The organism is Pseudomonas sp. NPDC098740, assembly GCF_044760065.1.
Taxonomy (GTDB): domain Bacteria; phylum Pseudomonadota; class Gammaproteobacteria; order Pseudomonadales; family Pseudomonadaceae; genus Aquipseudomonas; species Aquipseudomonas rossensis.
Genome location: NZ_JBIWAM010000008.1, coordinates 130278 through 141540 on the forward strand (window position 1 = coordinate 130278; position 11263 = coordinate 141540).

Here is an 11263-nt window from a genome sequence, read left to right on the forward strand (position 1 = left end):
CGTCATGGGTGTGTGGAGCGTGCGTGATGGGCTCTGTCGGTTGCTGGGGTCGGAGGAGGCGTTTTGAAAACATTCCTGCTCAGGCCTAGCGCCTCAACGCTGAACATGTTGCGTCAAGCGTGCCTGCAACGCCGAGATGCGGTGCCGCCAACGTTAACCGAAAAAGCGCTCATCCCTGACATTCCAGATGCTCGCTACTGGCTGGACCAGGATCTGACCCCGTTCATTCGGGATGTGAGTCAGGCCAACATTCGAGAGGCTGAAGCGCTCGCCAGCGCAGGGATGCCCAATGACACCCTGCCGCTGGCAAGCATGCTGGCCGTTTCGGGGGGCGGCGATGCAGGCACATTCGCCGGGGGCATCATTGCGGGATGGACCCTGCATGGGACTCGACCTGTGTTCAAAGTCGTCACCGGCATTAGCGCTGGCGCCCTGGTCGCCCCGTTTGCCTACCTGGGGCCCCAGTACGACGGTGTCATTCTGGGTATCTGCAATGCAGTCGGTCCAAAAGACATTTTCCATCCGCGCAGTGTGCTGACCCGTCTTGCCAGCGATGGTATGGCACACAGCAAGCCACTGTCGCGGCTGATTGCACAGCACATCACTGCCGAGATTCTTGCGGCGATCGCGTCGGAATACGCCAAAGGACGTCTTCTGATGATCGGCACCACCGATCTTGATTCAGGGCGCCCGGTCACCTGGAACATGGGCGCTATTGCCTCGAGCCAGGCACCGGGCGCGCTCGACCTGTTTCGCAACATCATGGTCGCGTCGATGAGTATTCCTGGCGCCGTCTCACCCGTCATGATCGATGTGGAGGTTGACGGTCAACAGTTTCAGGAAATGCACGTGGACGGAGGCGTCCTGACTCAGGTGTTCCTTTACCCACCCGGCACCGTGATGGCGCTGAACCGCGTGACCGGGGCGCGTTTGCGTGATGAACGGCATTTCTATGTCATTCGCAACGGCAAACTGGAGCTGCAGTGGTCCGGAACGAAACGCCGCACCTTGAGCATCGGCGGTCGCGCCATCAGCGCATTGATCCAGACTCAGGGGATCAGCGATCTGGATCGAATTTACCGAATTGCACAGCAGGATGGGGCGGACTTCAATCTGGCGTACATCGGCTCCGACTTTGATATTTCTCGCAATCATAGATTTGATGGCGAGTACATGAAGCGATTGTTCGAATACGCCTTTGAACTCAGTGCGAAAGGCTATCCGTGGCATAAATCGCCGAGTACGTGAGATAGGGCCGGCGCTCTGCCTGCCCAAAATATCCCGCATTTGCCCAAGAGAAATCAGCTGACCGGCTCGGCCGTACAATTCATTGCCCCTGAGCCTGGCTTCTGGAAAATGACCCCGTTGCCGTCTTGCCAGAAGCGGTAGTTCCCCTGGGAATCCTTGCCAGTGTATTGGGTTCCCGAATCACTCGGCACCTGGCTCAGGGTGATCGAGGTGTTCGCCCATTTCAGGTACACGACACCTGGCTGCGTGTTAAAGAAGGTGGCGGCAATCAGTTCGTTAAACCCTGTACAACGAAAAGCCAAGGGGCCTTCGGTAAGCCTGTCTGGATCCTTGGTTCTCACAATGGCCGAACCTTGGCGTAGCTGGTGCGCGCGCTCGACATAACTTCGGATCGTGCACGCCTTGGGCTCAGGCGTGGACGCACACTGATTACGGGAGTCGATCCAGAACTGCTGGTCGATCAAGACTTTGTCTGGCCGCGGTACTGAGCGTTCATCTGTGAGCGCCAGGCGATAAAGACGCGTCAATTCGATATCCATCTGCGCCAGTTGCGAATCGCGACAGATAAGCTTTTCGACGGATGCCCTTGCCGTGGCGCAGTCGAAGCTGGTCTTGAACGACGCAGCATTTGCGCAGGTGCTCGTCGCCGCGCAAACGCTGGCAGCGAGCAGACAGGTGAAAAGGGTCGTGACCGTTTTCATGTTGGCTTCACCCAGATCATTACGTGATCCCCGGATTGCCATGGAACCTATCGATCTGTTGAACATTCATTCGTTCGCATTGGGTGTATCGCAGTGTAAGTCAGTGCTCAAAACTTGCCACTCCCGGCGTTGACTGGGTTGTAGGAGGGGGGCACGCGGATGTCTCCCGCAGGGAGAGCAGCATCTCCGGCGCGTTGCTCAGCCGGTTCTGCATTTGCTCCAACACTGACTCATGTTCCCGGCGTCGGACTCACTGCCTTTCCAGTGGCCGCGGTGAGCTCTCAAGGAGAGTCAATATTGATGATCGATGCTTCTGCTAAGCTCGTGTCCATCCCGTTTCAATGAGATGACCGAATGGCATTCGTCGACAAGTTCGTTGCTGAGATACTGGCCCTTCAGGTTGCCCTGTATCACGCCCGTGCTCGGCTGGAGGCACGGACTGATAGCGAAGCTTTGCACGATCTCAGGATCGCCGTGAGGCGTATCAGGAGTTTGCTCCGCCCGATGCGTTCCATGACCGAGGTGGCAACCCTGAACATCGCGGCAGCTGAAGTGGGAAGGCTGACTACACCCGCTCGGGATCTGGAGGTGATGATTCAGGAACTGGAGGGCAGGGGTTTTCCTGCCCAGGTTCAGCTCAGAAAAGCGCGCTTGATGTCTAACTACTCCAGGATTCTAAAAAGCCCGGCCCTCAAGAACCTGTTCATTCAATTGGATATGTGGCCTTCCTCTTTTCGCTCAGTTGAAGTCAGCGGCGGTTTAAAACACATCCAGCCTCAAATCGAAAAAGCACTGAAAAAGCAGATTGATCGACTGCATGCTGCCGTGGATGACACTGAATTTGATCGGCACGAGCTGAGAATCCTGGTCAAGCGCACGCGCTACCTCACGGAAGCTTTTCCCAAGCTTTCACCTCTCTCGCGTAAAGCGGCGAGTTCTCTCAAGGCACTGCAATCGGCTTTGGGTTCATGGCATGACCATTATCAGTGGTGCCAAAAGGCGCTGAACGAATCCGACCTGCGCCCGCTGGAAAAGATATGGCAGAGCTGCGCAGCGACCGCTCTCGAAAAAGCCGAGACCCAATTGGTAGGGTTGGCAAAACTGCTGCCAAAATCATCAGGCAAAAAAAAGCCGCCTAAAGTGGCAGCGGAAGAACGAGCACGCGTTGTATAGCCTGAGTATTGCTGTCGAAGGTTACAGCGCGATGACACATTTTTTGCATCCTTTGAAGATCACATCCTCAAGACCCGCGATCCTGGTGTCTGCTTATTCGTAAAGGGTAGAGGGTGTCATCTTAGCGTCATCGACTCCATGGCAAGATCCTCGCAAACTGCCTAGTGCGCTCAGCTTGCAAGGAATCCCCCCATGAAAGGAGACGCCCCTCTGTTTGCAGCCATTGACCTTGGTTCTAATGCGTTTCGCATGATGATCGGCCAGTCAGTCAGACGACGTCAGGGGTTCGTGATCCAGGAAGTGAAAACCTTGCGTGAACCTGTCCGTTTGGCGGAAGGGTCTCAAGGCGGGGCACTAGACGAGTTGGCGTTGGATCGGGGATGGCAAGCGCTCGCACGATTTGGCAAAAAGTTACGCGGCTTTGAGGCCGGACGTGTGCGGGCGGTAGCGACCAGTGCAGTGCGCGAAGCCGACAATGCTCAACTGTTCTTGGCCAGCGCGGAGCGGCACCTGGGTTTCCGGATTGACGTCATCTCTGGGCATGAAGAGGCCCGACTGGTGTACGCCGGTGTTGCTCATACGGTGCCGGGTACACAGAGCAGGCGACTGGTCGTGGATATCGGTGGCGGCTCCACTGAACTGATTCTGGGGCAGGGCGCTCAGCCCTTATTGACCGAAAGTATTGCCATTGGCAGCGGCACCTTCGGCGCGCGTTACTTTCAGGGTGGCTGTATTACGGCTAAGGCACTCCTGGAGGCTGAGCGTGTAGCCACATTGCAGTTTGAAAAGGTGGCGCGTCGTTATCGCGCGTTGGGTTGGCAGCAGGTGATAGGTTCTTCGGGCACCGCACGGATGCTGGCCAAAGTTCTCAAGGCCAACGGGTTGAACGACTATGGCGAAAACGGCATCACCTACAGCGGCCTGTTGCGCTTGTCGTTGCGCCTGCTTGAAGTGGGACATGTCAAACAGCTTCGGCTGGCGGGCTTGCAAAGCCATCGCCAGAGCATCTTGCCTGGAGGTCTTGTACTCATGCTGGCGGCATTCAAGGTGTTTGGTGTCTCGCATATGACGCCTTCCGAGCCGGGTTTGAGGTTCGGCGTTCTTCATGGTCTGATGTGTAATCACTGACCAACCCATAGCAACCTTGCAGAGCAGGGACTTTTACGTTGAATCGTTACAGCTTTTTCAGTGCTTGAAACTATAAAACTCAGGGAAAGACATGATGCTGGCCCGGCCTCAAAGAAGGCCCAAGCCCATATCCATGAAACCCGCTTCGACAACTTGCATTTGATCGCCGCTGACCGCTGTTTGATCCCTTCCGATTGCGATAACTTTTCTCGCCAAGCGATTTACGTGGAGCTGTTCAACTTGCTTGAAAGCCAGGCCTGAACGGGGCGGCTACCCGTCGACTAAGATTACTGGTTCAACAGACTGAGATTGGGGAGAGAGTCATGGCTGACAAATTTCGAGTGCTGTTCGTTTGCGCAAAAAATGACGTTCGTTCACTCATGGCCGAAGCACTGCTGCGACACACTGACTCGGTTCACTTCGAACCCTGCAGCGCTGGCCTCGAGGCCAGTGAGATCGACCCACGTACCTTGGAATCTCTCGATCATATTGGTGTAGACCGCACGGGACTGCGTAGTAAAGCCATCGATGAGCTTGAGGGGCAGCCGTTCGATTATGTAATCACTCTGTGCGATAAATCGTCCGAAGAGGCCACTCGGATGCCATCCTCGGGCGAAGTGATCGTGTGGAGTTTTGAAGACCCGACGACCAGCGAGAGACATGAGCCTTTTCGTCATACTCTCCAGGAAATTCACGACCGCATTAAAATGTTTGTCACCGTTAAGACCAGGCAGTGAAACTGTTCGAGGTGCCTGGGACTTAAATTGAGCCACGATTCGCGTGGAGAGTGCTTCCTGCTCTTTCGATATGTAGCCAGTGAAGGCACAATGCGCATCCTTTTTTGGCTGGCCTTGCCGGAGGCGCCTCGAAATGATCAAAACGCCGTACTACCTCATCGACAAACAAAAGCTGCTGGCGAACATGCAGAAGATCGCCTATGTGCGCGAACAATCCGGGGCCAAGGCGCTCCTGGCACTCAAGTGCTTCGCCACCTGGTCGGTGTTCGACCTGATGCAGCAATACATGGACGGCACCACGTCGTCGTCGCTCTACGAGCTCAAGCTCGGTCGACAGAAGTTCGCTGGCGAGACCCATGCCTACAGCGTGGCCTGGGCCGACGACGAGATCGAGGAGATGCTCGACAACTGCGACAAGATCATCTTCAACTCCATCAGCCAGTTGCAGCGCTACGCCGAGGCTTCAGCAGGCAAGGTGCGCGGCCTGCGGGTCAATCCGCAGGTGAGCAGCTCGGATTATCTGCTGGCCGACCCTGCGCGGCCGTTCAGCCGTCTGGGCGAGTGGGACCCGGTGAAGATCGAGCAGGTCATCGAGCAGATCTCTGGCTTCATGTTCCACAACAACTGCGAGAACGGTGATTTCGGCCTGTTCGACCAGATGCTGTGCACCATCGAAGAACGCTTCGGCGACTTGCTGCACAAGGTCGAGTGGGTCAGCCTCGGTGGCGGTATCCATTTCACTGGTGAAGGCTACGCGCTGGACGAGTTCTGCGCGCGCCTCAAGACCTTTTCGCAAAAATACGGCGTGCAGGTCTACCTGGAGCCGGGCGAAGCCGCCATCACGCAGAGCGCGTCGCTGGAAGTCACTGTGCTCGACACCCTCTACAACGGCAAGCACCTGGCAGTCGTGGACAGCTCTATCGAAGCACACATGCTCGATCTGCTGATCTATCGCCTGAATGCCAAGCTGGCGCCTAGCGAGGGTGAGCACACGTACATGGTGTGCGGCAAATCCTGCCTGGCCGGAGACATATTCGGTGAGTATCAATTTGATCGTCCGCTAGCTATCGGGGATCGGCTGTCGTTCATCGACGCAGCGGGTTACACCATGGTCAAGAAGAATTGGTTCAACGGCCTGAAAATGCCGTCCATCGTGGTGAAACAACTCGACGGTACTGTCGAGGTGGTTCGTGAGTTTGGTTACAACGACTACATGTCCAGCCTTTCGTAAGCTGGCAGAGAAGGAGAGAGAGAAAAATTGAAGAAGAACGTGCTTATCATTGGTGCAGGAGGTGTCGCCAAGGTGGTGGCCCACAAGTGCGCGCAGCACAACGATGAACTCGGTCGTATTGCTATCGCGTCGCGCAACATCTCCAAGTGCCAGGCCATCATCGACAGCGTCAAGGCCAAGGGCAGCCTCAAAGTGCCCGCCGATATCCAGGCCTTCTCGCTGAACGCCCTGGATGTCGAAGCGACCAAGGCGCTGATCCGCGAAACCGGATCGCAGATCGTCATCAACGTCGGTTCCGCCTTCCTCAACATGTCGGTGCTGCGCGCCTGCATCGATACCGGCGTGGCCTATTTGGACACCGCCATTCACGAAGAACCCGGCAAAATCTGCGAGACGCCGCCCTGGTATGGCAACTACGAGTGGAACCACCTCGAAGAGTGCAAAGAGAAGAACATTACCGCCATTCTCGGCGTGGGCTTCGACCCGGGTGTGGTCAACGCCTATGCAGCACTGGCGCAACAACAGTATTTCGACCGCATTGACTCGATCGACATTCTCGACGTCAACGCCGGTTCCCATGGCAAGTATTTCGCCACCAATTTCGACCCGGAAATCAACTTCCGCGAATTCACCGGACAAGTGTGGAGCTGGCAGAACAGTCAGTGGACCAGCAACACCATGTTCGAAGTCAAACGCACCGATGACCTGCCGGTCGTAGGCGCGCAGAACCTTTACCTGACCGGCCACGATGAAGTGCACTCGCTGTCGAAGAACCTCGGCGTGCCCAACGTGCGTTTCTGGATGAGCTTCGGCGAGCACTACATCAATGTGTTCACCGTGCTCAGGAACCTCGGCCTGCTCTCCGAGCAACCGGTCAAGACCGCCGAGGGCCTGGAAGTCGTGCCGCTGAAAGTGGTCAAGGCCGTGCTCCCTGATCCGAGCTCGCTGGCGCCTGGCTACACCGGCAAGACCTGCATCGGCGACCTGGTCAAGGGCACCAAGGATGGTCAGCCGCGCGAAGTGTTTATCTACAACGTGGCTGATCATGAAGACGCTTACGCGGAAACTGACAGCCAGGGCATTTCCTATACCGCCGGCGTGCCGCCCGTGGCAGCAGCCTTGCTGGTCGCCCGTGGCGAGTGGGACGTGCAGCGCATGGCCAACGTCGAGGAGCTTCCGGCTGAGCCGTTCCTCAAGGCGCTGGATGTGATGGGCCTGCCGACCCGCATCAAGGACGAGAATGGAGATCGTCCGTGGAGCTGCAACGCTTGAGGCTCGCAACATACAGGTGAACCTCGTTTCCCGCTCCATACGCAAAAACGCCGCTCTTTGAGCGGCGTTTTTGTTTGTGCGTAATGTGTTGGGCTTGTTGAGGACGAGATCAAGAACTGTGCCTCCAACATCCCCGCCCGTCACCCACATTGAACCCCAGCCCGTCGAACCGGCACTAACCCCTGGTTGCGTGGTCAGTAATTGGCGCCTGTAGCGACAAGGACCGTCTCTGATTGCGGCGCATCCAGCTACGTTTAGTGTTTTCTCCATGCCTTAGGGCAAAACGTTCGCGATGGATTGCGTCTTGAACCGACTTTTCCTTTTGCGAGCGACACTCTATGGGTTTGCTTCTCGATCCGCGTCATGACATTGATGCCGCTTTATTAAGCTATCGCCGGGTGTTCTGGTCGCTGGCGCTGTTCAGTGGGGTGATCAACCTGCTGGTGCTGGTGCCGTCGCTCTACATGATGCAGGTGTACGACCGGGTCCTCACCAGCCGCAACGAAACCACCTTGTTCATGCTCACCTTGATCGCCCTGGGACTGTTCATGTTCAGCGCCCTGATCGAGTGGGCACGCGGCGAGGTGATGATTCGTATGAGCGCGGGGCTGGACGATGCCTTGGGCGAGCGGATTTTCGACGCAGCCTTCGCTCGCAGCCTGCGCGAGCACAACGCCAACCCGGCGCAGGTGCTCATCGATCTGGCGACGCTGCGGCAGTTGATCACCGGCCAGGGCCTGATCGCCTTGCTCGATGCGCCGTGGTTGCCAATCTTCCTGCTGGTGGCGTTCATCTTTCATCCATGGTTCGGCGTACTGACGCTGGTTCTGGCCCTGGTGCTGATCGGCCTGGCGCTGTGGGGCGAATTGTCGACTCGCACACGCTTGGGCGAAGCCAATCGCCTGGGCGTGCAGTCGTCGATCTATGTAAACAGCACGTTTCACAATGCCGAAGTCATCCAGGCCCTGGGCATGCTCGGGCCGTTGCGCCAGCGTTGGAGCCTGCTGCAGCAACGCATCATTGCCGCCCAGGCCCATGCCAGCGACCGCGGCGCGCGTATCACTTCGATGACCCGTTTCGTGCGCATCTCCGGACAGTCGCTGGCACTGGGCTTGGGGGCGTTGCTGGTGCTTGAAGGCCAATTGTCGGCGGGCATGATGATTGCGATGTCGCTGCTGCTGGGGCGTGCCCTGGCGCCCGTGGAAATCGCCATCGGCTCGTGGAAGCAATTCAACTCCGGCCGCCAGAGCTACCAGCGCCTGAGTCAACTGCTTGCCCAGCATCCGCGCGAGCGCCTGCGCATGCCTTTGCCTCCGCCCACCGGGGCAGTGCGCCTGGAGCAGTTGTATGTCGGCCCGCCCGGCGCCACGCAACCGATCCTGCGGGGCATCAATTTCAGCCTGGCCAAAGGTGATGTACTCGCCGTCGTCGGCCCCAGCGCCAGTGGTAAATCAACCCTGGCCAGGGCGCTGGTCGGGGTATGGCCGGCCATGGGCGGGTCGGTGCGCCTGGACGACGCCGAGATCAGTCAATGGTCCCACGACGCCCTGGGCCCGCACCTTGGATACCTGCCGCAGGACATCGAACTGTTCGACGGCAGTGTGGCCGACAACATTGCCCGCTTTGGCGAGCAGGACGCCGACAAGATCATCGCCGCCGGGCGTCACGCCGGCATTCACGAGATGATCCTGAGGTTCCCCAAGGGTTACGACACGCCGCTGGGCCCCGGCGGGCTTGGCTTGTCCGGTGGACAAAAGCAACGTCTCGGCCTGGCTCGCGCGCTCTATGGGCGCCCGTCGCTGATTGTGCTCGATGAGCCCAACTCCAACCTCGATGAAGCCGGGGAGCAGGCGCTGGTGCAGGCCATCCGTGCGCTCAAGGCTGCTGGCAGCACCGTGGTGCTGATTACCCACCGGCCTAATGTGCTGGCGGTGGTCGATCACATCCTGGTGCTCAAGGACGGCACTCAACAAGCATTCGGTCCACGGGACCGGGTGCTCAAAGCATTGATGCCGGGGCCAAGACCGGCCGCGGTCAGGGAGGCTGGCAAAGATGCGTGATCTGACCCCCGGAACACAAACGTACAGCGAGCAACGGCCGAGCGTGCGCGGCGCCACAACGCTGCCCTGCGCCAATACCGACGCCGGGGGGGCAGCACGCTATGGTGTGGGTTTCCTGGTCCTGACGCTGGGCGGCTTCCTGCTTTGGGCCTGCCTCGCGCCACTCGACCAGGGTGTCGTGGGCAGTGGCACCGTGGTGGTGGCGGGCGAACGCAAGGCTGTGCAGTCATTGGTCGGCGGGGTAGTGGAAAAGCTGCTGGTCAGCGATGGCGACCGCGTCACCCAGGGGCAGTTGCTGGTGCAGCTCAATACGGTGCAGGCGCAGTCGCAACGGGACGTGACGTTGGGCAAGTTGCTCAACGATCGCAGCGTCGAGGCGCGGTTGATTGCCGAGCGCCTGGGCTCAGCCGACATTCAATGGCCCGCTGAACTGCTGGAACATGCCGCCGAGCCGCGGGTCAAGGCCGCCATGGCCTTGCAGAGCCAGTTGTTTCTGACCCGCCGCGCAGAACTGGGCAGCCGCTTGCAGATCATCGAACACGAAGCCGCGGCATTGCAGCAGCAGTTGCAAGGCTACGAAGGCCTCAAGCGCAACTACGACACGCAGATGCGCTTCCAGCAGCAAGAGCTGGAAGGCCTGCGTGGATTGGCCAGTGAAGGCTACATTCCGCGCAACAAACTCTTCGAGGCCGAACGCAACGCAGCCCAATTGGCCGGGCAGATTTCCTCCGGGGTGGGCGATGTTGGCAGGACCCGCCAGGCGATCAATGAAAGCCGGCTCAAGGCCTTGCAGGCGCAGCAGGAATTTCGCCGCGATGCCGAAACCCAGCTCAGCGAGGTCTCTGCCGAGGCGGCAGGTTATGCCGATCAGATTCATGCCTTGCAGTTTGAAGTCGACAACGGTGCGATCCGTGCGCCGGTGTCCGGGCAGGTCATGGACGTGAACATTCATACGGTCGGGGGCGTTGCGCAGGCCGGCCAAACCCTGATGCAAGTGGTGCCGCTGGATGCGCCGATGGCGATCACCGCGCGTTTCGAGCCGCTGATGGCCAATAAGTTGCGCCCGGGTCTGCCGGTGCATGTGCACTTCACCGCGCTGCAACGGGTGGATACGCCGACGGTCACCGGCACGGTGACTACGGTGTCGGCGGACCAGTTGATCAATGAACAGACGCACCAGCCGTACTTTTCCGCCAAGGTCGAAATTCCCGCCGACACCGTCGCCTCGCTGCAGGCCGCCGGCCTGCTGGTGCGCCCCGGCATGCTCGCCGATGTCACGGTGGTGACGGGGGAACGCACCTTTATGAATTACCTGATGAAACCTTTGCGTGAACGCCTGCTTGCGGCGTTCAAAGAGGAATGAGCATGACCGCTGCGTTCGACGCCTCACGCCTCAATGACCCGACCGTGTAATCCGCACACGGTCGTTTGTGATTGGGTCTGTGGTTAATGCCAGTCAGTCAAGCCGCAACACGATCCTTGTAGCAGCTGACGAAGCCTGCGTTCGGCTGCGCAGCAGTCGTGAAATCGGACGATGCGGTGTTTCAGGAAGACCGCAAACTCAGGTTTTACGACTGCTGCGCAGCCGAACGCAGGCTTCGCCAGCTGCTACAAGGATCGCGTTGCGGCTTGAAACCTTTGCGTGAACGCTTGCTTGCGGCGTTCAAAGAGGAATGACCAGGATCGCTGCGTACGACGCCTCGCGCCTCAATG

Annotated in this window: 9 protein-coding genes and 1 pseudogene; 9 read left to right on the forward strand and 1 reads right to left on the reverse strand. The window is 58.6% G+C overall.

Annotated elements, in window-relative coordinates; all coding sequences use genetic code 11:
- Positions 1-63: 63 nt before the first annotated feature.
- Positions 64-1248, forward strand: coding sequence for a patatin-like phospholipase family protein (locus ACIQU2_RS12590; protein WP_403140984.1), 1185 nt, complete (start codon positions 64-66; stop codon positions 1246-1248).
- A gap of 53 nt (positions 1249-1301) precedes the next feature.
- Here the strand turns inward: ACIQU2_RS12590 and ACIQU2_RS12595 are convergent, their stop codons facing one another.
- Complete coding sequence (locus ACIQU2_RS12595; RefSeq protein ID WP_403140987.1) at positions 1302-1949, reverse strand: MliC family protein; 648 nt, start codon at positions 1947-1949, stop codon at positions 1302-1304.
- A gap of 354 nt (positions 1950-2303) precedes the next feature.
- Here ACIQU2_RS12595 and ACIQU2_RS12600 point away from each other — a divergent pair, with 354 nt between their 5' ends.
- The 8 genes and pseudogenes from ACIQU2_RS12600 to ACIQU2_RS12635 all read left to right on the forward strand — a co-directional run bounded on the left by ACIQU2_RS12600 (position 2304) and on the right by ACIQU2_RS12635 (position 10913).
- Positions 2304-3122, forward strand: a complete 819-nt coding sequence (locus ACIQU2_RS12600; RefSeq protein ID WP_403140990.1) for a CHAD domain-containing protein — start codon at positions 2304-2306, stop codon at positions 3120-3122.
- 192 nt (positions 3123-3314) lie between these two features.
- Positions 3315-4250 (forward strand): Ppx/GppA family phosphatase, encoded by a 936-nt coding sequence (locus tag ACIQU2_RS12605; protein ID WP_403140993.1) that lies wholly within the window; start codon positions 3315-3317, stop codon positions 4248-4250.
- A gap of 96 nt (positions 4251-4346) precedes the next feature.
- A pseudogene (locus tag ACIQU2_RS12610) lies at positions 4347-4475 on the forward strand (ParA family protein); the annotation flags it as partial.
- Positions 4476-4573: 98 nt separating this feature from the next.
- The gene (locus tag ACIQU2_RS12615; RefSeq protein WP_403140995.1) at positions 4574-4987 is read left to right on the forward strand and encodes an arsenate reductase ArsC; all 414 of its coding nucleotides are present in this window, start codon (positions 4574-4576) and stop codon (positions 4985-4987) included.
- 133 nt (positions 4988-5120) lie between these two features.
- Positions 5121-6218, forward strand: a complete 1098-nt coding sequence (gene nspC / locus ACIQU2_RS12620) for a carboxynorspermidine decarboxylase (RefSeq protein WP_283180321.1) — start codon at positions 5121-5123, stop codon at positions 6216-6218.
- Between the two features lie 27 nt (positions 6219-6245).
- Complete coding sequence (locus tag ACIQU2_RS12625) at positions 6246-7490, forward strand: saccharopine dehydrogenase family protein (RefSeq protein WP_347804396.1); 1245 nt, start codon at positions 6246-6248, stop codon at positions 7488-7490.
- Between the two features lie 338 nt (positions 7491-7828).
- Positions 7829-9550, forward strand: a complete 1722-nt coding sequence (locus ACIQU2_RS12630) for a type I secretion system permease/ATPase (RefSeq protein ID WP_129444115.1) — start codon at positions 7829-7831, stop codon at positions 9548-9550.
- A complete protein-coding gene (locus tag ACIQU2_RS12635; protein WP_403141000.1) occupies positions 9543-10913 on the forward strand; it encodes an HlyD family type I secretion periplasmic adaptor subunit in 1371 nt (456 codons plus the stop codon). The genes ACIQU2_RS12630 and ACIQU2_RS12635 overlap by 8 nt, the downstream gene beginning before the upstream one ends.
- Positions 10914-11263 lie beyond the last annotated feature (350 nt).